18 protein-coding genes are annotated in these 21818 nt (G+C 69.0%); 12 read left to right on the top strand and 6 right to left on the bottom strand.

The features are described 5' to 3' along the window. The gene (gene cmoA, locus DFP85_RS15845; protein ID WP_133637405.1) at positions 1-744 is read right to left on the bottom strand and encodes a carboxy-S-adenosyl-L-methionine synthase CmoA; all 744 of its coding nucleotides are present in this window, start codon (positions 742-744) and stop codon (positions 1-3) included. 85 nt (positions 745-829) lie between these two features. Here cmoA and pgi point away from each other — a divergent pair, with 85 nt between their 5' ends. The 7 genes from pgi (at position 830) to leuA (ending at position 11675) form a co-directional block, all read left to right on the top strand. Then, the gene (pgi, locus tag DFP85_RS15840; protein WP_133637404.1) at positions 830-2512 is read left to right on the top strand and encodes a glucose-6-phosphate isomerase; all 1683 of its coding nucleotides are present in this window, start codon (positions 830-832) and stop codon (positions 2510-2512) included. 28 nt (positions 2513-2540) lie between these two features. After that, positions 2541-3224 carry a YqiA/YcfP family alpha/beta fold hydrolase gene (locus tag DFP85_RS15835; protein WP_133637403.1) on the top strand — a complete coding sequence of 228 codons (684 nt, stop codon included), beginning with the start codon at positions 2541-2543 and terminating at the stop codon, positions 3222-3224. A gap of 3 nt (positions 3225-3227) precedes the next feature. Beyond that, a complete protein-coding gene (gene parE, locus DFP85_RS15830) occupies positions 3228-5108 on the top strand; it encodes a DNA topoisomerase IV subunit B (protein ID WP_133637402.1) in 1881 nt (626 codons plus the stop codon). 221 nt (positions 5109-5329) lie between these two features. Further along, a complete protein-coding gene (parC, locus tag DFP85_RS15825; protein ID WP_133637401.1) occupies positions 5330-7582 on the top strand; it encodes a DNA topoisomerase IV subunit A in 2253 nt (750 codons plus the stop codon). After that, complete coding sequence (gene serB / locus DFP85_RS15820; protein WP_133637400.1) at positions 7579-8793, top strand: phosphoserine phosphatase SerB; 1215 nt, start codon at positions 7579-7581, stop codon at positions 8791-8793. The genes parC and serB overlap by 4 nt, the downstream gene beginning before the upstream one ends. Further along, on the top strand, positions 8790-9614 hold the full coding sequence (locus DFP85_RS15815) for an ion transporter (RefSeq protein ID WP_133637399.1): 825 nt from the start codon (positions 8790-8792) through the stop codon (positions 9612-9614). Before serB ends, DFP85_RS15815 begins: the two co-directional genes overlap by 4 nt. A gap of 354 nt (positions 9615-9968) precedes the next feature. Continuing rightward, positions 9969-11675 (top strand): 2-isopropylmalate synthase, encoded by a 1707-nt coding sequence (leuA, locus tag DFP85_RS15810; RefSeq protein WP_133637398.1) that lies wholly within the window; start codon positions 9969-9971, stop codon positions 11673-11675. A gap of 154 nt (positions 11676-11829) precedes the next feature. On the opposite strand, the gene epmB is transcribed toward leuA, so the two are convergent. Then, complete coding sequence (epmB, locus tag DFP85_RS15805) at positions 11830-12867, bottom strand: EF-P beta-lysylation protein EpmB (RefSeq protein ID WP_133637397.1); 1038 nt, start codon at positions 12865-12867, stop codon at positions 11830-11832. A 108-nt stretch (positions 12868-12975) separates the two neighbouring features. Between epmB and efp the strand changes: the two genes are divergently transcribed. Both efp and epmA read left to right on the top strand, forming a co-directional pair. Next, entirely contained in the window at positions 12976-13542 is a 567-nt protein-coding gene (gene efp / locus DFP85_RS15800; RefSeq protein WP_133637396.1) for an elongation factor P, read from the top strand. Between the two features lie 194 nt (positions 13543-13736). Continuing rightward, complete coding sequence (gene epmA, locus DFP85_RS15795; RefSeq protein ID WP_133637395.1) at positions 13737-14723, top strand: EF-P lysine aminoacylase EpmA; 987 nt, start codon at positions 13737-13739, stop codon at positions 14721-14723. Positions 14724-14888: 165 nt separating this feature from the next. Here the strand turns inward: epmA and asd are convergent, their stop codons facing one another. The 3 genes from asd to rsgA all read right to left on the bottom strand — a co-directional run bounded on the left by asd (position 14889) and on the right by rsgA (position 17699). Beyond that, a complete protein-coding gene (gene asd / locus DFP85_RS15790; RefSeq protein ID WP_133637394.1) occupies positions 14889-15734 on the bottom strand; it encodes an archaetidylserine decarboxylase in 846 nt (281 codons plus the stop codon). Positions 15735-15743: 9 nt separating this feature from the next. Continuing rightward, entirely contained in the window at positions 15744-16586 is an 843-nt protein-coding gene (locus DFP85_RS15785; protein WP_133637393.1) for a sulfurtransferase, read from the bottom strand. A gap of 75 nt (positions 16587-16661) precedes the next feature. Next, the gene (gene rsgA / locus DFP85_RS15780; protein WP_133637392.1) at positions 16662-17699 is read right to left on the bottom strand and encodes a small ribosomal subunit biogenesis GTPase RsgA; all 1038 of its coding nucleotides are present in this window, start codon (positions 17697-17699) and stop codon (positions 16662-16664) included. An 85-nt stretch (positions 17700-17784) separates the two neighbouring features. On the opposite strand from rsgA, the gene orn reads away from it, so the two are divergent. Then, entirely contained in the window at positions 17785-18405 is a 621-nt protein-coding gene (gene orn / locus DFP85_RS15775) for an oligoribonuclease (protein WP_133637391.1), read from the top strand. 148 nt (positions 18406-18553) lie between these two features. Here orn and queG read toward each other — a convergent pair whose 3' ends face one another. Next, positions 18554-19660: a tRNA epoxyqueuosine(34) reductase QueG gene (gene queG / locus DFP85_RS15770; RefSeq protein WP_133637390.1), complete on the bottom strand. Its 1107-nt coding sequence runs from the start codon at positions 19658-19660 to the stop codon at positions 18554-18556. 135 nt (positions 19661-19795) lie between these two features. Here queG and DFP85_RS15765 point away from each other — a divergent pair, with 135 nt between their 5' ends. Then, a complete protein-coding gene (locus DFP85_RS15765) occupies positions 19796-21334 on the top strand; it encodes an NAD(P)H-hydrate dehydratase (RefSeq protein ID WP_133637389.1) in 1539 nt (512 codons plus the stop codon). Next, positions 21315-21818 carry a tRNA (adenosine(37)-N6)-threonylcarbamoyltransferase complex ATPase subunit type 1 TsaE gene (gene tsaE / locus DFP85_RS15760; RefSeq protein ID WP_133637388.1) on the top strand — a complete coding sequence of 168 codons (504 nt, stop codon included), beginning with the start codon at positions 21315-21317 and terminating at the stop codon, positions 21816-21818. The genes DFP85_RS15765 and tsaE overlap by 20 nt, the downstream gene beginning before the upstream one ends.

Below are 21818 nucleotides of genomic sequence, written 5' to 3'. Positions count from 1 at the left end.
TCAGGCGTCCTTGAAGGCGATCAGCGAGGCGAAGTTGAGGAACTGGAACCAGGTGTGGGCGCGGGAAAAGCCGGCCCCGGCCAGGCGCTCGTGGTGGCCCGCCAGGGTGTCCGGCACCAGCACGTTCTCGAGTGCGGTGCGCTTCTGGCTGATCTCCATCTCGCTGTAGCCGTTGGCGCGCTTGAAGTCGTGGTAGCGCTCCACCAGCCAGGCGTTCTCCTGCTCGTCGGCGGCCTTGACCTTCTCCGAGAGCACCAGCACGCCGCCGGGCTCCAGGGCCTGGAACAGCCGCTGGATCACCGCGTCGCGATCCCCGGGGTCAAGGAACTGCAGGGTGAAGTTGAGCACGATCATGCCCGCGGGGGCGTAGTCCAGGGTGCGGATATCGCCCTCGAGCACCTCCATGAGGTGGTCGGGGCACTCCACGGCCAGGGTCTCCCGGGCCCGCGTCACCATGGCCGGGGAGAGATCCACCCCGGTGTAGCGGAAGGCGTCCGGCGGCAGCGTCCCGGCCAGCGCCAGGCCGGTGGCGCCCAGCGAGCAGCCCAGGTCGTAGACCCGCGCGCCATGACGCAGGTGACGGGCAGCGATCAGTCCCAGCATGCCCAGTATCTGGCCGTAGCCCGGCACCGAGCGGCGGATCATGTCGGGAAAGCAGGCGACGACCTTCTCGTCGAACGAAAAGCGCGCCACCCTGTCCAGGGGTGTCGAAAAGATCGCGTCACGGTAAGATGCGTCACTCATGGATCTGGCCGGATATCGTGGGAAAGGGGCGTCATTCTACGCCTCGCCCACGCCGGCTGCACGACAGGACGTCAAGGAGGAAGCCATGACACACCCCACGATCGACCAGCGCGATGCCTGGCAGGCCCTGGCCGCGCACGCCCGCGAGATGCGTACTACCCACCTGAGCGAGCTGTTCACCGGCGCGCCGGGGCGCCACGCGGCCCTCACCCGCCAGGCGGCGGGGCTGACCCTGGATCTCTCCAAGCAGCGCTGGCGTGACGAGACCCTCGAGCGGCTGCTCGACCTGGCCCGGGAGGCCGAGGTTCCCGAGGCGATCCGCGCCCTGCTGGCCGGGGAGCGGGTCAACCGCAGCGAGGACCGGCCGGCCCTGCATACCGCGCTGAGGCTGCCGCCGGAGGCCAGCCTGGTGGTGGAGGGCGAGGACCTGGTGCCCTCGGTGCACGCCACCCTCGAGCGCATGGCCACCATGGTCGAGCGCTTCCATGCCGGCCAGTGGCGGGGCGCCACCGGCCGGGCGATCCGCGACGTGGTCAACCTGGGGGTCGGCGGCTCCGACCTGGGCCCGCTGATGGTCACCCATGCTCTGGCCGACTATCGGCCGGAGGGGGTGCACACCATCGACGTGCACTTCGCCTCGACCATGGACGGCTCCCAGCTGGCCGACTACCTGGCACGGCTCAATCCCGAGACCACGCTGTTCGTGCTCTCGTCGAAGTCCTTCACCACCATCGATACCCTCTCCAATGCGCGCACCGCGCGGGACTGGCTGATGGCTCGGCTGATGGGCGAGCACCGCGAGGAGGGCGTCGACGCCGAGCTGGTGATGCGCCAGCACTTCATCGGCGTCTCGGCGAGCCCCGAGAAGATGAACGAGTGGGGCATCGCCGAGGAGCACCAGCTGGAGTTCTGGGAGTGGGTGGGGGGCCGCTACTCGCTGTGGGGTGCCATCGGCCTGCCCATCGCCCTGGTGGTGGGCATGGACCACTTCCGCGAGCTGCTCGCCGGGGCCCATGCCATGGATCGCCACTTCAGCGAGGCGCCGCTTTCCGACAACCTGCCGGTGCTGCTGGCCCTGGCGGGGATCTGGAACGTCAACTTCCTCGACATCCGCGCCCACTCGATCCTGCCCTACGACGGCCGCCTGGAGTTCTTCGCCGCCTACCTCGAGCAGCTGGAGATGGAATCCAACGGCAAGTCGGTGACCCATGACGGGGACGAGGTCGGCTATTCCACCTGCCCGGTGCTGTGGGGCCAGCTGGGACCCAATGCCCAGCATGCCTTCTACCAGCTGCTCCACCAGGGCACCCAGGCCGTGGAGTGCGACTTCATTGCCCCCAAGGTGCGCTACGACGACGTGGAGGATCCCGCCACCCGCGACCACCTGATGGGACAGCACCGCCTGACGCTCGCCAACTGCTTCGCCCAGTCGCGGGTGCTGATGCTCGGCGACGAGGCCATCGAGGAGGACGGCCCGCGTCCGGTGCACAAGCGCTACCGGGGCAACCAGCCTTCCAGCACCCTGCTGCTCGACCGGCTGACGCCAGCCACCCTCGGGGCGCTGGTTGCCCTCTACGAGCACAAGGTGTTCGTCCAGGCGACCATCTGGGACATCAATCCCTTCGACCAGTGGGGCGTGGAGCTGGGCAAGAAGATCGCCGGCGAGACCCAGCGGATCCTCGAGCACCAGGCGGACATCGCCGACATGGACGACTCCACCCGGGGCCTGATCGAGGCCGTGTGGGCGGCGGAGCGCGGCTCGCGATGACACTGGCTGCATGTACAGGGGTTGCGGTATGCTGAGTGCCGCCTGGCACCTGCCGGCCGCCAGCGGGGTCCTCTACCTCCATGGCTTCAACAGCGGCAGCGCCTCGCCCAAGGCGGCGCTGGTGCGCCAGGCCTGCGCGTGGCTTGGCCTGGCCTGCGCGACGCCGCAGCTGCCGCACCGCCCGGCAGCGGCCCTGGCGCTGGCCGAGTCGCGGCTGGCCAGGCTGGGGCCGCGGCCGCTGGTGGCGGGCAGCTCCATGGGGGGCTTCCTGGCGACCCTGGTGGCCGAGCGGTACGACCTGGCGGGGGTGCTGATCAACCCGGCGGTGGCCCCGGCGGGGCTGGTGGCGGACTGGGTCGGCGAGCGCTTCGACAATGCCTACACCGGCGAGCGCTTCGCCATCGACGCCGCGCACCTCGAGGAGCTCGAGGCGCTGACGCCCGAGCGGGTCACGGGCGAGCGCTACCTGCTGCTGCTGGGGACCGCCGACGAGACCCTGGACCCGGCCGAGGCCTTCGCCCTGTATCGCGGCGCCAGGACGATCCTGCACCCGCAGGGGGATCATGGGCTCGCGGCGCTGGCAGACTACCTGCCGGCGCTCCTTGCCCACGGTGGCCACAGCCTGCCGCCAGGCTGGTCCGGCAGCAGGGCCCCCGGGACAGAGGGCGCCGGCATCCCGGGCGACACGAACGATCGCAACCACTTTGGGTGATGCATGACGCAATACAGTGCCAGCTCCATCGAGGTCCTCTCCGGCCTCGAGCCGGTGCGCAAGCGCCCCGGCATGTATACCGACACCTCCCGGCCCAACCACCTGGTCCAGGAGGTCATCGACAACAGCGTGGACGAGGCACTGGCCGGCCATGCCGGGGAGATCACCGTACGGCTGTTCGAGGATGGCGGCGTCGAGGTCTCCGACGATGGCCGCGGCATGCCCATCGACATCCATCCCGAGCATGGCGTCTCCGGGGTCGAGCTGATCATGACCCGGCTGCACGCCGGGGGTAAGTTCTCCCAGTCGAGCTACCGCTTCTCCGGCGGCCTGCATGGGGTCGGGGTCTCGGTGGTCAACGCCCTGTCGAAGCGCCTGGAGATCGAGGTGCTGCGTGATGGCAGCCGCCACGGCATGGCCTTCGAGCATGGCGACAAGGCGTCCCCCCTGCAGGTGATCGGCAGCGCCCCCAAGCGGGCCCGCGGCACGGTGGTGCGCTTCTGGCCCGAGGAGAGCTACTTCGACAGCCCGCGGCTCTCGCTCTCGCGGCTCAAGCACCTGCTGCGCGCCAAGGCGGTGCTCTGCCCCGGTCTCAAGGTCACCCTGGTCGAGCCCGACGGCAACGAGAGCGTCTGGCAGTACGCGGATGGCCTGCGCGACTACCTGGCCCAGGCCACCGACGGCTATGAGGTGCTGCCCCAGTCTCCCTTCATCGGCCATTTCGCCGATGACGAGCACGGCGTCGACTGGGCGATCCAGTGGCTGCCCGAGGGCGGTGAGCCGCTGCTCGAGAGCTACGTCAACCTGATCCCCACGACCCAGGGCGGCACCCATGTCAACGGCCTGCGGTCCGGCCTGCTCGAGGCGCTGCGCGAGTTCTGCGAATACCGGAGCCTGCTGCCCCGGGGCGTCAAGCTCACCGCCGAGGACCTCTGGGAGCGGGTCTCCTACGTGCTCTCGGTGAAGATGCTCGACCCGCAGTTCGCCGGCCAGACCAAGGAGCGGCTCTCCTCGCGCACCGTGGCGGGCTTCGTCTCCGGGGTGGTCAAGGATGCCTTCTCGCTATGGCTCAACCACCATGTCGACCAGGCCGAGGCGCTGGCCGAACTGGTGATCAGTGCCGCCCAGCGCCGACAGAAGAGCTCCAGGAAGGTGGCGCGCAAGAAGGTCACCTCGGGCCCTGCACTGCCCGGCAAGCTCGCCGACTGCTCGGGCCAGGACCCGGCCGGCAGCGAGCTCTTCCTGGTGGAGGGCGACAGCGCCGGCGGCAGCGCCAAGCAGGCTCGCAACCGAGAGACCCAGGCGATCCTGCCGCTTCGCGGCAAGATACTGAATACCTGGGAGGTGGAGTCCCATGACATCTATGGCTCCCAGGAGGTCCACGACATCGCCGTGGCCGTGGGCATGGATCCGGGCAGCGACGACCTCACCAAGCTGCGCTACCACAAGATCTGCATCCTCGCCGATGCCGACTCCGACGGCCTGCATATCGCCACGCTGCTGTGCGCGCTCTTCGTGCGCCACTTCCCGGCGCTGGTGGATGCCGGCCATGTCTTCGTGGCCATGCCGCCGCTCTACCGCATCGACCTGGGCAAGGAGGTGCACTATGCCCTGGACGAGAGCGAGAAGGCGGCCATCCTGCGCAAGCTTGAGGGCAGGCGCGGCACGGTGAACGTCCAGCGCTTCAAGGGGCTGGGCGAGATGAGCCCGCTGCAGCTGCGCGAGACCACCATGGCGCCGGAGACCCGTCGCCTGGTGCAGCTCACCCGCGAGGTCGGCGACGGCACCATGGAGATGATGGACATGCTGCTGGCCAAGAAGCGTGCCGGCGACCGCAAGAGCTGGCTCGAGGACTACGGCAACCTCGCCGATATCGAGGTATAGCGCCAAGCCACAAGCCAAAAGCGCCAAGGGCGAGCGGCGCCGGGGGCAGGTCGGAGGGGAGGTCCTATGCCAGGGATGGCATCGGTAGCGCCCAGGGAGGGGGTCACAGCGCCTCCCCGAAGAGCTGACCCCGGAACAGCCGCGATTCGAAGCCACTGGCACCTAGTTGCAGAGGGGTGAGCCCTCGACGATTCCACGATCGCGAATAAGGTCAACGTGCTATGACCATGGATATCCAGGTGGCGGAGGGCGACGTCGAGCGCCTCTCGCTGCGCGAGTATACCGAGAAGGCGTACCTCGACTACTCGATGTACGTCATCCTCGACCGGGCGCTGCCGCATATCGGCGACGGCATGAAGCCGGTGCAGCGGCGCATCATCTACGCCATGCGCGAGCTGGCGCTCTCTGCCAGTGCCAAGTACAAGAAGTCGGCGCGTACCGTCGGCGACGTGCTGGGCAAGTTCCATCCCCACGGGGACAGCGCCTGCTACGAGGCGATGGTGCTGATGGCCCAGCCTTTCAGCTACCGCTACCCGCTGGTGGACGGCCAGGGCAACTGGGGCAGCCCCGACGACCCCAAGTCCTTCGCCGCCATGCGCTACACCGAGGCACGGCTGTCGAAGTTCGCCGAGGTGCTGCTCGCCGAACTGGGCCAGGGCACCGTGGACTGGACCCCCAACTTCGACGGCACCATGAACGAGCCGGTGGTATTGCCGGCGCGCCTGCCCCACGTGCTGCTCAACGGTGGCACCGGCATCGCCGTGGGCATGGCCACCGACATCCCGCCCCACAACGTGAACGAGGTGGTCGAGGCCACCTGTCACCTGCTGCGCCACCCCCAGGCCACCACCACGGATCTGCTCGCGCACATGCCGGCGCCGGATTTCCCCACCGAGGCGGAGATCATCACCCCGCGCAGCGACCTGCGAAAGCTCTACGAGAGCGGGCGCGGCTCGGTGAAGCTGCGTGGCCGCTACGTGCGCGAGGAGGGCAACGTGGTGGTCACCGCGCTGCCCTACCAGGTAAGCGGGGCCAAGGTGCTCGAGCAGATCGCCGCCCAGATGCAGGCCAAGAAGCTGCCCATGGTCGCCGACCTGCGTGACGAGTCGACCCACGAGGAGCCCACGCGGCTGGTGATCGAGCCGCGCTCCAACCGCGTCGATATCGAGGCGCTGATGGCGCACCTCTTCGCCACCACCGACCTCGAGAAGAACATCCGCGTCAACATGAACGTGATCGGCCTGGACGGCCGGCCGCGGGTCATGGCGCTGCCCGACCTGCTCGGCGAGTGGCTGCGCTTCCGCCGCGCCACGGTGCGCCGGCGCCTCGAGCACCGCCTGGGCAAGGTCGAGGACCGCCTGCATATCCTCGAGGGCCTGCTGGCCGCCTACCTCAACATCGACGAGGTGATCCGCATCATCCGCGAGGAGGACGAGCCCAAGGCCGCGCTGATGGAGGCCTTCGGGCTCTCCGACCGCCAGGCCGAGGCGATCCTCGAGCTGCGCCTGCGCCACCTGGCCAGGCTCGAGGAGATGAAGATCCGCGGCGAGCAGGACGAGCTCGACGCCGAGCGCAAGCGGCTGCAGGAGCTGCTGGGTAGCGAGGCCAAGCTCACCGACCTGATCGAGGAGGAGCTGCGCGACGCCGCCGAGGCGCACGGCGATGCCCGCCGCTCGCCGCTGGTCGAGCGCGAGGAGGCCCGGGCGCTCTCCGAGGTGGAGCTGGTCGGCGCCGACCCGGTCACCGTGGTGCTCTCCGAGAAGGGCTGGATCCGCAGTGCCAAGGGGCACGAGATCGACCCCGCCGGCCTCTCCTACAAGGCCGGCGACCGGTTTGCGCTGGCCGCGCGAGGCAAGACCAACCAGCCGCTGGTGCTGCTGGACGATTCCGGGCGGGCCTACACCCTGTCGGCCCATAACCTGCCCAGCGCCCGGGGCCAGGGCGAGCCGGTCACGGGGCGGGTCAACGTGGCGGCCGGGGCCCACATGGCCGGCCTGATGCTGGCACCGCCGGACAGGCGCTTCCTGCTCGCCTCCGACGGCGGCTACGGCTTCATTGCGCCCCTCGAGGCGCTGATCGGCAAGAACAAGTCGGGCAAGGCGATCTTGAGCGTGCCCAAGGGCTGCAACGTGCTGCCGCCGCTGGAGGTGCCGGCCGGGGAGGGGGCCTGCGTGGCGGCGATCTCCAACGAGGGGCGGCTGCTGGTCTTCGAGCTCTCGCAGCTGCCCGAGATGGCCAAGGGCAAGGGCAACAAGATGATCGACATCCCCGGCGCCCGGGCCGCCCGTCGCGAGGAGTTCGTGCGCGACCTGGTGGTATTGCCCGCCGGCGCCGCACTGGTGGTGCATGCCGGCAAGCGTCACCTGACCCTCAAGGCCGCCGATCTGGACTACTATCGTGGCGAACGTGGCCGGCGCGGCAGCAAGCTGCCCCGCGGCCTGCAGAAGGTGGACCGCCTGGAGATTGCCGAATGACACGACGCGTACTGATCCGTGCCACCGGTGTGGCACGCCCCGGCCAGCTGGCCGGCCTCGGCAAGGCGCTGGCAGCCAGCGGCGCCCGGCTGCTGGACATCAACCAGAGCGTGACCTTCGGCATCCTCTCCCTGGAGGCCCTGGTGGGGCTCGCCCGGGAGAGCGACCTGGAAGGCGCCCTGGCCGCCACGGGAGACGCCCTGGGCCTGGACATCCAGGCGATCCAGGTGAGCGCCGAGGACTACCAGCGCTGGAGCGTGCAGGCGAGCCAGCCGCGGCTGATCCTGACCCTGCTGGCGCCCCACCTGCCGGCCGGGATCCTCGCCGAGGTGGGGGCGCTGACCGCCGAGCACGGCCTGACCGTGGAGCTGATCCACCGCCTCTCCGGCCGCGAACCACTGGATGGCGGCATGCCCGAGCACGGCGCCTGCGTCGAGTGCTGGCTGCGCGGCGAGGAGGTCGACCTCGACGCTCTGCGCGAGAAGGCCCTGGCGCTGGGTGCCATGCACGGCGTGGACATCGCCCTCCAGGAGGATTCCATCTGGCGTCGGCATCGCCGCCTGGTCTGCTTCGACATGGACTCCACCCTGATCCAGACCGAGGTGATCGACGAGCTGGCCCGCCGTCACGGCGTGGGTGACGAGGTGGCGGCGGTCACCGAGCGAGCCATGCGCGGCGAGCTGGACTTCCAGCAGAGCTTCCGCGAGCGCATGGCGAAGCTCAGAGGGCTGGACGAGTCGGTACTCGCCGAGATCGCCGAGGAGCTGCCGCTGATGGACGGTCTCGAGCGGCTGATGCACCACCTCAAGCGGCTGGGCTATCGTACGGCGATCCTCTCCGGGGGCTTCACCTACTTCGCCCGCCACCTGCAGGAGAAGCTCGGCTTCGACGAGGTCCATGCCAACGAGCTGCTGATCGAGGACGGCAGGGTCACCGGCGAGGTGCGCGAGCCGATCCTCGATGCCGACCGCAAGGCCGAGCTGCTCCACGAGATCGCCCGCCGCGAGGGCTTGGCCATGGAGCAGACCATCGCCGTGGGCGACGGCGCCAACGACCTCAAGATGCTGGCCGCCGCCGGGCTCGGCATCGCCTTCCGGGCCAAGCCCCTGGTGCGGGCCCAGGCGCGCCAGTCGATCTCCACCCTGGGGCTCGACGCCGTGCTTTACCTGATCGGGTATCGCCAGGGGGACCTGGAGGAGCCGCGGCAGTGAGCACGACCTTCGAGATCTGGCGCGACCGCTTCGAGCGGCTGCGTGCGCACAAGGCCTTCGAGCTGACGGTGATCACCATCATCGTGGTCTCGGCGCTGCTGATCGGTGCCAAGACCTACGAGGAGACCAACCGCTTCCAGCAATGGCTACTGGCCATGGACGTGGCGGTGACGGTGTTCTTCCTGGTGGAGATCCTGATCCGCATGGCGGCGGAGAAGCGCCTGCGCGACTTCTTTCGGCGTGGCTGGAACGTCTTCGATTTCCTGATCGTCACCGCCAGCCTGATCCCCCTGGACGACTCGGAGATGGTGCTGCTGGCACGACTGCTGCGCATCTTCCGGGTACTGCGCCTGGTCTCGATGATTCCCGAGCTGCGCCTGCTGATGGCGGCGCTGGTCAAGTCGATCCCGCGCATGGGTTACGTGGCCCTGCTGATGTTCATCATCTTCTACATCTACGCGGCCCTGGGCAGCTTCCTCTTTGCCGAGGTGGACGACTTCCTGTGGGGCAATATCTCGACCGCCATGCTGACCCTGTTCCGGGTGGCCACCTTCGAGGACTGGACCGACGTGATGTACGCCACCCAGGAGCTCCATGCCTGGAGCTGGGTCTACTACCTGACCTTCATCTTCCTCACCGCCTTCATCTTCCTCAACATGATGATCGGCATCGTGCTCGACGTCATGCAGAAGGAGAGCGTGCAGATGGAGATCGAGAGCGGCGAGGGCGAGGCCGCCGAGCTGCATGGCCTGCGCAGTGACGTGCGGGAACTGCGTGACCAGCTCTCCCGGATGGAGGCGCTGCTTGAACGCCGGAGTTGACAAGGCCTCCCGATCCTGATTTTCTAGTGGCATGAACATGACGGCGTACGACCTCGACCTACGACTACTAGCCCGCTCCTGAGAGCGTGGGCGATGCCGCCTGCATCGCCACTGTCCTTCGCCAGAAGGTCCCGGTCGAAACGAGGTCGTATCATGTCAGCCACCGTACCCAGCCGTTCCATGAAAGCCCATGCCGTGCCGAGTCGCCGCGAACGCCATGACGTTCGTATTTCTGGTGCGGTAGTGTCCGATACCTCGCTTGACGCCCCGACAGGCCCCCGGCCGTCGGGGCGTCGCCGTTTCTGAGCCGTATTCGCAAGAGTGCCGCATCGCCAGTCCAGGGAGAACGCCACCATGATGCTCGACAACCCCGCCTCCAAGTACCGCCCCTTCGTGGCCGTCGACCTGCCCGACCGCCAGTGGCCGAACCGCCGCATCGAGACGCCGCCCCAGTGGTGCGCCGTCGACCTGCGCGATGGCAACCAGGCGCTGATCGACCCCATGGACCAGGAGCGCAAGCAGCGCCTCTTCGACCTGCTGGTCAAGATCGGCTTCAAGCAGATCGAGGTGGGCTTCCCCTCGGCCTCCCAGACCGACTTCGACTTCGTGCGCGCCCTGATCGAGGAGGACAAGGTGCCCGATGACGTCACCATCCAGGTGCTCACCCAGGCCCGCCCGCACCTGATCGATCGCACCTTCGAGTCGCTGAAGGGGGCGAAGAACGCCATCGTCCATGTCTACAACGCCACCGACCCGGTATTCCGCCGCGTGGTGTTCAACGTCGACAAGCCCGAGTGCATCCAGATCGCCGTGGACGCCACCACCCGCATCCGCGAGCACATGGCGGCGGCGCCGGAGACCAACTGGACCTTCCAGTACTCCCCGGAGCTCTTCTCCACCACCGAGATGGACTTCGCCGTGGAGATCGTCGACGCCGTGGAGGCGGCCTTCGGCGCCAGCGTCGAGAAGAAAATGATCGTCAACCTGCCGGCCACCGTGGAGTGCGCGACGCCCAATAACTATGCCGACCAGGTGGAGTGGTTCTGCCGCCACGTCGCCAAGCGCGACCACCTGATCGTCAGCGTGCACCCGCACAACGATCGCGGCACCGGCGTGGCCGCGGCCGAGCTCGCCGTGATGGGCGGTGCCGACCGGGTCGAGGGGTGTCTGTTCGGCAACGGCGAGCGCACCGGCAACGTCGACCTCGTCACCCTGGCCATGAACCTCTACACCCAGGGCGTGCACCCGGGGCTCGACTTCTCCAACATCACGCCGATCATGCGCGAGGTGGAATACTGCAACCAGCTGCCGGTGCATCCGCGCCACCCCTACGTGGGCGACCTGGTGTTCACCGCCTTCTCGGGCTCCCATCAGGACGCCATCAAGAAGGGCATGGCCGCGCGCCGCGAGGCAGAGAACGACTTCTGGGAGGTTCCCTACCTGCCCATCGATCCCCTGGACGTCGGCCGCAGCTACGAGGCGGTGATCCGCGTCAACAGCCAGTCCGGCAAGGGGGGCATCTCCTACCTGCTCGAACAGGAGCACGGCATCGAGCTGCCGCGCCGGCTCTCCATCGAGTTCAGCCAGGTGGTGCAGGAGGTCGCCGACCGGCTGGGCAAGGAGATCACCTCGCAGATGATCTACCAGGCCTTCGTCGACGAGTACCTGGAGCAGCACGAACCCTTCGCCCTGATCAGCCACCGCATGTCCTCCGAGCCGGATAGCCCGACCGTGAGCCTCGAGGCGACCATCGAGGAGCACGGCGTGCGGCGCACCATCCAGGGCCAGGGCAACGGCCCGCTGGCGGCCTTCGTCAAGGCGCTGGCCGCCGAAGGCCACGACGTGGAGATCATCGACTACCACGAGCACTCCCGCGGCCAGGGCGCCGACGCCGAGGCAATCGCCTACGTGGAGGTGCGCGTCGGCGGTGAGGCGGTGTTCGGCGTGGGCACCGACGAGAGCATCACCAGTGCCTCCATCAAGGGGGTGATGAGCGCCATCAACCGCAAGCTCTCCACCGAAGCGCCGGCACCCAATGTGACCGCAGCGTCACTGGCTTAACAGCGCCGAGCTACAAGCGCCGAGCTACAAGAAAACCCGAAGGCTGAGACCTTCGGGTTTTCTCTTGATTGGAGCAATCACACGCTTCTGACTTGCAGCTTGCAGCTTGCAGCTTGCAGCTTGCAGCTTGCAGCTTGCAGCTTGCAGCTTGTGGTTACAGCGGCGTCTTGCTCCTCTCGCCGGGGATCTCGCGCACCAGCCGGGGCATCAGGAAGCCCGGTAAGACTTCCCGCAGGCCCGCGACCAGTTCGCGGGCATCAAGGTCGGCCACGTCGAAGTGCGCCGCCCCGGCGACCGGGTCGAGCACGTGGAGGTAGTAGGGCAGTATGCCAGCCTCGAACAGCCGCTCGGAGAGTGCGGCCAGGGCCTCCACCGAGTCGTTGACCCCCCGCAGCAGCACGCTCTGGTTGAGCAGGGTCACCCCGGCGTCGCTCAGCCGGCGGCATGCGGCGATGACGGCCTCGTCGATCTCGTTGGCATGGTTGATGTGCAGCACCATCACCTTCTGCAGCCGGGTGGCGGATAGCCAGCCCAGCAGGGCATCGTCGATGCGCTCGGGGATCACCACCGGCAGCCGGGTGTGGATGCGCAGGCGCTTGAGGTGGGGAATGGCGTCCAGGCGCTCGACCAGCCAGGCCAGCTGGCGGTCGCTGGCGGCCAGCGGGTCGCCCCCGGAGAGGATGGCCTCGTGGATCGTGGTATCGCGGCGGATGTGCTCAAGGCTTTCGTCCCACTGCGCCCGCGAAGGCGCATTCTCCTCGTAGGGGAAGTGACGGCGGAAGCAGTAGCGGCAGTTCACCGCGCAGGCCGGGCTCGCGATCAGCAGGACCCGGCCGGCATACTTGTGGATCAGCCCCGGCGCAGGCGCATGTTCTGCCTCCTCGAGGGGGTCGGCCACATAGCCGGGCGTGGCCAGCGCCTCCTCGGCCAGCGGCAGCACCTGGCGCAACAGGGGGTCGGACGGGTCGCCGGGGCGGATGCGCGCCAGGTAGGCTTCGGGAACCCGCACCTCGAAGAGGTCATGGCCACGTTCGGCGCCGGGCCAGAAGGTCTCGTCGAGCCTCAGGCGGCGGCACAGCTCGCGGGGGTCGCGGATCGCCCTGGCCAGCTGGGTCTGCCAGCGTGCCTGGAGGGAGAGGGGGCGCGCCTCCCGGTCGGGACGCTGCAAAAGGGCGCTGCTTCGGGTTATCATGCGACACACCAGTCAATGCGGACGGGGGCGAGTTCCCCGTCGACTTTCATCTGCTTGCGCGCGCCCCCGGCCAGTGCCGGTGGCGCGCTCGAATATGGGTTAGACATCATGGCCAACTATTCTACCAACGAATTCAAGGGCGGTCTGAAGGTGATGCTGGACGGCGACCCGTGCAGCATCGTCGAGAACGAGCTGGTCAAGCCCGGCAAGGGGCAGGCCTTCAACCGCGTCAAGCTGCGCAACCTGATGACCGGCCGCGTCTGGGAGCGCACCTTCAAGTCCGGCGACTCCCTGGAGGCTGCCGACGTCCTCGAGCTGGAGATGGAGTACCTCTACACCGACGGTGACATGTGGTACTTCATGAAGACCGACGGTTCCTTCGAGCAGTACGCCGTGGAGAAGAAGGCCCTGGGGGATACCGAGAAGTGGCTCAAGGAGCAGGTCCCCTACACCGTGACCCTGTGGAACGACAACGTGATCAACGTCACCCCGCCGAACTTCATCGAGCTGGAAGTGACCGAGACCGACCCGGGCCTCAAGGGTGACACCGCCCAGGGCGGCTCCAAGCCGGCGACCCTCTCCTCCGGCGCCGTGGTTCGCGTGCCGCTGTTCATCAACGAGGGCGAGGTGCTGAAGGTGGATACGCGGTCCGGCGAGTACGTCTCCCGCGCCTGAGGTGCGGCCCTTCCTGCGCTCGCTCATACGTCGTTGAATCCCGAGACGGCTTGCTCATTTAGCGCTGCTAAACTCCGCCGCCTTACTCGGGATTCGCCTAGTCTGAGCATCGCTCGGAGAGGGCGATAGCTTTGTTGATAAAGCTCTCAAGGCCACGCTAACGGCGTGGCCTTGGCGGTTCTGGAGGTCGGAAGATGACGGACGACTGGCGCCCCACGGCGACGATCGAGACCCTGCACGAGCGGGCCCGCCTGCTGGCCGAGGTGCGTGTCTTCTTCGCCGAGCGCGGCGTGCTGGAGGTGGAGACGCCGGTGCTGGGCCACGGCGGCAGCACCGAGGTGCACCTGGCCTCCTTGTCCGCGGAGGCGACCACGCCGGCCGGGCGCGAGCGGCTCTGGCTGCAGACCTCCCCGGAGTTCGCCATGAAGCGGCTGCTGGCCGCCGGCTCGGGGCCGATCTTCCAACTGGCCAGGAGCTTTCGCGATGGTGAGGTGGGGCGGCGCCACAATCTCGAGTTCACCATGCTGGAGTGGTATCGCCCCGGGCTTGCGCTCGATGCCCTCATCGAGGAGACCGCTGCCCTGGTCCGCACCGTGCTTGGCCGAGAACGGGGGGATAAGCCGGGCCCGCTGCGGCGACGCCGCTACCGCGAGCTGTTCCGCGAGCACCTGGCCATCGACCCCTTCACCGCCCCGCTTGCCGAGCTGCGGCGTCGGGCCGGCGAGGTGGGCGGCCTGGACATGGCCGACAGCGACCGCGACGGCTGCCTCGACCTGCTGATGAGCCTTGCGATCGAGCCCCATCTCGGGCGAGAGGGGCTCGAGGTGGTCGTGGACTATCCGGCCAGTCAGGCCGCCCTGGCGCGCCACCATCGCGACCCCGAGGACGGCGCCCGGGTGGCCTCGCGCTTCGAGCTCTATCTGGAAGGGCTGGAGCTCGCCAACGGCTACGACGAGCTCACCGACGCCGAGGAGCAGGCGGCGCGCTTCGAGCAGGACAACGCCGACCGCCTTGCCGCGGGCCTGCCGGAGGTGGACGTGGACCAGCGCCTGCTGGCCGCCCTGGCGCATGGGATGCCCGAGGGCAGCGGCGTGGCGCTGGGCCTCGACCGGCTGATCCAGCTGGCGCTGGGCAAGGCGAGCGTGGCGGAGGTCATCGCCTTCGCTACCCCGCGCTGTTAGTGGCAAGCCAATTGCGTTATCCAGACTTCGCCGCTCGGGGCTGACCCGGGGACAGGCCCCGGAGCGCCGGACCGTCGATGGGGCGCTGTGAATACATCCTTGTACGCTACCTCCGCCATCCCTGGTCTCCGGACCCCCTCTACGACCTGTCCCCGGCGCCCCTCGCTAACTGTCCTGCCGTAATGCTCCCAGTGACTGCCCCATCCGCACCTTGGTGGCCGGCGCGAGGTCGCCGGTGAAGGTGACCGGCTCGCTGAACGCCATCACCACCGTGGAGCCGAGCTTGAAGCGGCCCATCTCCTCGCCCTTCTCGAGGCGCACCGGGGTGTCGAAGCGCACGCGCTGCACCTCGCCGGAGAGCGGGGTGATCTGGCCGGCCCAGACCGTCTCGATGGCGGCGACGATCATCGCCCCGACCAGCACCACCACCATGGGGCCGTGCTCGGTGTCGAAGTGGCACACCAGCCGCTCGTTGCGGGCGAAGAGGTTGGGCACATGCTCGGTGGTGGCGGCATTCACCGAGAACAGCCGGCCCGGCACGTAGACCATCTCGGTGAGGGTGCCGCTGGCGGGCATGTGGACCCGGTGGTAGTCGCTCGGCGAGAGGTAGACGGTGGCAAAGCTGCCGTCGAGGTAGCGGCGCGCCGCCTCGCCGTCGTCGCCGAGCAGCTCCATCATCGAGAAGCGGTGGCCCTTGGCCTGGAGCAGCTGGCCGGCCTCGACGGCACCGAACTGCGAGAGGGTGCCGTCGGCGGGGGAGACCAGGCCTTCGCCGAGGGGGCGGGCGTCCTCCTCCAGGGCGCGGGTGAAGAAGTCGTTGAAGGTGGCATAGGCCGTCGGGTCGGGCTCGGCGGCCTCGTCCATGTCGACGCGGAACTGCCGGATGAAGGCGCGGATAAGCGCATTCTTCAGCCACGGCAGTCGGCAGTCGGCGAGCGCACCCACCAGCCGCGAGAGCAGGTGGTGGGGCAGCGGGTACTGGATCAGGGCAAACAGTCGGGAGAGTGGCAAGGGGGTGTCCTATGTCTCGATCGGCGTATCGTCGCGGTTGCCCCACTCCTTCCAGGAGCCGGCATAGCCGCGGATCTTCTCGAAGCCCAGCGCCTTGCCCACCAGCCAGGTGAAGCCGCTGCGGTGGTGACTCTGGCAGTGGGTGACCACTTCCATGTCAGGGGTCAGGCCCAGCGCCTCGAGCTCGGTGACGAGCTCCGCATAGTCGCGGATCCGCAGGCCATGCTCGCGGTCCATGGCGTCGGTCCACTCCATGTTCACCGCCCCCGGGATATGGCCGAGGCGCGTGTTGTTACCCTTCTCGCCGTCGTACTCGGCCCGCGAGCGGGCATCCCAGACGGCGAACCCCTTCTCGCCCAGGCGCTCCTGGAGCTCGAGACGATCGATGGCGACCTCGGGGTGCAGGATCTCCGCCTCGTAGTCGCTGGGACGGGGAGCGCTTGGCTCGGTGGAGACGGGCCGGGCGGCCTCCCGCCAGGCATGGATGCCGCCATTGAGATAGGAGTAGCGGGTGTGGCCGATCAGCTCCAGGGTCCACAGCAGGCGCCCGGCCCAGCCGCCCCCCTCGTCGTCGTAGGCGACCACATGGGTGTCCCGGGTCAGGCCGAGCGACGAGAACAGCCGGGAGAGCGCCTGGACCGTGGGCACCTCGTTGGGCACGCTATTGCCAGCCGGGTCCTCGCCGCGCATCAGCAGGCGATGATCCAGGAAGACGGCGCCCGGGACATGCCCCTCGCCGTAGCTCTCGGCCCTGAGCGGCACGTCGATGACCAGCAGCGACGGCTCGTCCAGGTGCTCGGCGAGCTGGTCGGGCTCGATGATCAGCGGGAGCAGGTTGTCTTCGGAACTCATGGCACATTCTCCTTAAATTCAGCTCCGTAAAATCGACTCCTTGATTCAGGTGCCTTTAGAGGCAGGCACCTGGCGTCAGGCCTCCCCGAGACTCTCGAGGATGCGTCGGTAGCTGGCAAAGCGTTCGGGATGGATATCGCCCCGCTCCACGGCGGCGAGCAGCGCGCAGCCCGGCTCATGGCGGTGGCGGCAGTCGCGGAAGCGGCAGTGACCCAGGAAGTCGCGGAACTCGATGAAGCCCTCGGTGACCTGCTCCTCGTCCAGATGGCCCAGGCCGAACTCGCGGATCCCCGGCGAGTCGATCAGCTCGCCCTCGCTGGTTTCGCCCGAGGCGGGGCTCGGCAGGGCGTAGAGGCGCGCGGTGGTAGTGGTATGGGTGCCCTTGCGCGTGTCCTTTGACAGCGCCCCGATGCGGAGTTCCTCGTCCGGCAGCAGGCGGTCGATCAGCGAGGACTTGCCCACGCCGCTCTGACCCACGAAGACCGAAGTGCGTCCGGCCAGCCGCGCATGCAGGGCCGAGAGTCCGCCCTCGCGCTCGATGGTGGTGGTGACCACCGGGTAGCCCAGGCCCTCGTAGCGCCCCAGCAGGTCGCGCAGTTCACCGCCGTGTGCCGGCAGCAGGTCGACCTTGTTGAGCACCAGTACCGGGGCGATGCCGGTGGCCTCGGCGGCCACCAGGTAGCGGTCGATCAGGTTGGCATGGGGCGCCGGCTCCACCGCGAAGACGATCAGGATCTGGTCGATGTTGGCGGCCACGGGCTTGAGCTGGCCGCGGGCATCGGGGCGCTCCAGGACGTTGTCGCGCTCGCCCCGGGCCACCACCACGCCGTCACTGGCGTCATGGGCGGCGCGCCAGATCACCCGGTCGCCGGTCACCAGTCCCTCGAGGTTGGCGCGCAGGTGGCAACGCACGGTCTCACCGTCCTGGTCGGGCCGCACGTCCAGGGTGCGGCCGAAGTGGGCGATCACCCGGCCGCCCTGCTCGGGCCCGTACTCGCCGGCGGCCAGCTTCTCCCCGTCCCGGGAGTCGCGCCGGTCTGCGCGTCGGGCGCGCTCTGCCTGGACCTTCTCGATGCGCCAGCGCTGCTGGCGGCTCAACTTGCGTTTGCTCATGGGGGCCTAAGGCTCGCTACAATGGGCCTCATTGTACTCACCCAAGGTGTCCGCTGTCGTCAGCGGGCCCACGCAAGGAACTCCTATGGCAGACCACCCTTCCTCCGAGGCCTCCGACACCTCCTCCGACACCCGGGACCCGCGTCGTCAGCGCCTGGTCTGGATCGACCTGGAGATGACCGGACTCGACCCGAACCGCGAGCGGATCATCGAGGTGGCGACCCTGGTCACCGACAGCGAGCTCAATGTCGTCGCCGAGGGGCCGGTGATCGCGGTGCATCAGCCCGATGCGCTGCTGGCGGCGATGGACGAGTGGAACACCCGGACCCACGGCGCCTCCGGCCTGGTGAAGCGGGTGAAGGAGAGCCCGGTCGATACCGCCGAGGCCGAACGGCAGACGCTTGCCTTCCTCGAGGCGCATGTCGTCCCCGGGACCTCGCCCATGTGCGGCAACAGCATCCACCAGGACCGCCGCTTCCTGGAGCGGGAGATGCCCGAGCTGCTGGCCTTCTTCCACTACCGCAACCTGGACGTCTCGACCCTGAAGGAGCTGGCCAAGCGCTGGAATCCGGGGGCGCTGGTCGGCTTCCAGAAGCGCAACGTGCACCTCGCCATGGACGACATCAAGGAGTCCATCGCCGAGCTGGCGCACTATCGCCGCACCTTCCTGCGTCTGGCGGAGGACGAGAGCGACGAGGAAGAGTAGCGCCGAGTTGCAAGCGCCGAGCTACAAGCCAACCCCGAGGCCATTGCCGTGGGGTTGGCTATTGCTCGAGAGCAACTCACCGTGTTGGCCGCTTGGCCGCTTGGCCGCTTGGCCGCTTGGCCGCTTGGCCGCTTGGCCGCTTGGCCGCTTAGCCGGCGGCGATAAGCCGCTGGCGCTTCTCCCGCTGGCGGGCCAGTGCCCAGCGCACGTGTTCGCGTACCAGGGCGGAGGGGTAGGGCAGGCGCGCCCACAGGGCGGCCTCCACGGCCTCGCTCCAGGGGGCGTTGCCGAGCCCCACGGCGAGGTTGCGCAGCCAGCGCTCGTAGCCGATGCGGCGGATCGGGCTGCCGGCGGTCTTCTCCAGGAACTCCTCCTCGCCCCAGGCGAACAGCGAGACCAGGCTCGCGCGGTCCAGGTCGTGGCGGGGAGCGAAGTCGGCCTCGCGGGAGACCCGGGTAAAGCGGGTGAAGGGGCAGACCAGCTGACAGTCGTCGCAGCCGAACACCCGGTTGCCCATGGCCGCACGGAAACGCTCGGGAATGGCACCGTGAAGCTCGATGGTCAGGTAGGAGATGCAGGCCCGGGCATCCACTACCCGGTCCTCGACGATGGCGCCGGTGGGGCAGGCGGTGCGACAGGCGCTGCAACTGCCGCAGTGGTCGCCCTCGAAGGGGGCGTCCACCGGCAGCGGCAGGTCGGTATAGAGCTCGCCCAGGAAGAACAGCGAGCCGGCCCTGGGGTTGAGCAGCATGGCGTTCTTGCCGAACCAGCCCAGCCCCGCCTTGCGGGCCAGGGCCCGTTCCATCACCGGCGCGGAGTCGACGAAGGCGCGGTAGCCGAAGGAGCCGACCTCGGCCTCGATCCATTTCGCCAGGGTGGCCAGCCGCTTGCGCATCAGCTTGTGGTAGTCGCGCCCCGTGGCGTAGCGGGAGACGTAGGCGGTCTGCGGCCGACCGAGCACCTTGGCCGTTTCCACCTCGGCGGGCAGGTAGTCGAGGCGCACGCTGATCACCCGCACGGTGCCGGGGACCAGCTCCGCCGGTCGGGTGCGCTTGGTACCGTGCTTGGCCATGAAGGCCATCTCGCCGTGGTGGCCGGCCCCGAGCCAGCGCGCCAGGCGCTGCTCGTCCTCGGCCAGGTCGACGTCGGTGATGCCCAGCTGCTGGAAGCCGAGCTCGCGGCCCCAGGTCCTGATCCGGTCGGCCAGGGCCTGGAGGTCGGACGGGGTGTCGGGAATCGGCGCCGGGGCGCTCATGAGCGATAAACCGTCATTGTTGAAAAGAATGAGCAAGAAGGGGTGCCGGCGCTGATTCTGCCGCCGGGGGGCTTGGCGCGTGGCGTGAAGCACTTACACTCCATGGTAAAGCATCACGTTCAAGGGAGACACCGGATGTCCGTCGAGTCGTTCGAACACTGGCAGCGTCACGGGCGGCCGCTCTATTGCGCCGACCAGGTGCGCGAGCTGGACCGGCGCACCATCGCCGCCGGCATCGAGGGCTTCGCCCTGATGCAGCGCGCGGCCGCGGCCGCCTGGCAGAGCCTCAAGGCCCGCTGGCCCGGGGTGCGCTCGCTCAGCGTGCTCTGCGGCGGCGGCAACAACGGCGGCGATGGACACGTGCTGGCGGCGATGGCCGCCGCCGAGGGGTTCGCCGTGCAGCGCATCCTGCTCAAGCCACGCGACGCCCTGTCCGGCGATGCCGGGCGCGCCGCCGACATGGCGACGGCGGCCGGGGTAGAGGCGGAACCCTGGCGCTCGGGCCTCGTTCTCGAGGGCGAGCTGGTCGTCGATGCCCTGCTGGGCACCGGCCTCGGCGGCGAGGTGCGCGGCGAGGTCCGCGAGGCGATCGAGGCCATCAACGCCAGCGGCCTGCCGGTGCTGGCCATCGACATTCCCTCGGGGCTGCATGCCGATACCGGCACAGTGCTGGGTGTCGCGGTGCAGGCCACGAGGACGGTGACCTTTATCGGCGACAAGCTGGGGCTGCATACCGGGGCGGCACCGGCCAGGGTAGGGGAGGTCGACTTCCGAGCCCTGGGGGTGGAGGCCGAGGCCGAGGCGGACCTCGTGCCCGCGGCCCGCCTGCTGGATGCCGGACTGATCCCGGCCTGGCTGCCGCCGCGGCAGCGCAGTGCCCACAAGGGCGACTTCGGCCATGCGCTGGTGCTGGGCGGGGCGCCGGGCTTCGGTGGGGCGGCGCTGCTCGCCGCCGAGGCCTGCGCGCGGCTGGGAGCCGGCAAGGTGAGCCTGGCCACCGCTCCCGAGCACGTGACCGCAAGCCTGGTGCGCCGCCCCGAGGTGATGGTCCACGGCATTCGCGGTGCCGGGGAGCTCGACGGGCTGATGGATCGCGCCGGCGTGCTGGTGGTGGGGCCGGGGCTTGGCCAGGGCAGCTGGGGGCAGGGCGTGCTGCAGGCCGCTCTCTCGGCCGAGAGGCCGCTGGTGGTGGACGCCGACGCCCTCAACCTGCTGGCGACCCGCTTCACCGGCCAGCATCGCGAGGAGTGGGTGTTGACGCCGCACCCCGGCGAGGCCGCCCGCCTGCTAGGGCTCTCCGCCGGCGAGGTCGAGGCCGACCGGCCCGCGGCGGCCCTGGCCCTGCAGCGGCGCTACGGCGGGGTGGTGGTGCTCAAGGGCGCCGGCAGCCTGGTGGCCGGCCCCGGAGGGCTCGCCGTCTGCCCCCACGGCAATCCGGGCATGGCCAGTGGCGGCATGGGCGATGCGCTCTCCGGCATCCTGGGCGCGTTGCTGGCCCAGGGGCTGCCCCTCGAGGCGGCGGCCCGGCTCGGCGTGCTGGTGCATGCCCTGGCCGCCGACATGGCGGCCCGGCAGGGGGGAGAGCGTGGCCTGCTGGCCGGCGATCTGGCATCCTGTGCACGAATTCTGGTCAACCCGACGATGGGCGAGGACGATGCAGCTGCGACTCGATGACGAAGACCGCCAGGTCGCCTTCGGCGAGTGCCTGGGGCGGGCCCTGGAGGGCCATGGTCGCGTGCACCTGACCGGCGAGCTCGGGGCCGGCAAGACCACCCTGACACGGGGCATCCTGCGGGCCTGCGGCCACCGGGGGGCGGTCAAGAGCCCCACTTACACCCTGGTGGAGCCCTACGAGCTGGACGGGGTCCGGGTGTACCACTTCGACCTCTATCGCCTGGGCGACCCCGAGGAGCTGGAGTTCATCGGCGGCCGCGACCTGCTCGCCGAGGAGGCGCTCTGCGTTATCGAGTGGCCGGAGCGGGGCGAGGGCTGGCTGCCGGCCCCGGACCTGGAGGTCATCCTGCGGCTGGCCGACAGCGGGCGCGAGGCGACCCTGGTGGCCGGAAGCGAGCTTGGCCGGGCGGTGCTGGCGCGCCTGGCGGCGATGCCGGCGCTGGCCGGCTGGATCCTGGACAGGGAAGGTGAAGCAGCGCGATGA

The sequence above is a fragment of the Halomonas ventosae genome, assembly GCF_004363555.1.
Taxonomy (GTDB): Bacteria; Pseudomonadota; Gammaproteobacteria; order Pseudomonadales; family Halomonadaceae; genus Halomonas; species Halomonas ventosae.
The sequence above is the reverse complement of the archived record's forward strand: the minus strand, read 5'-3'. Positions and strand labels throughout refer to the sequence as shown.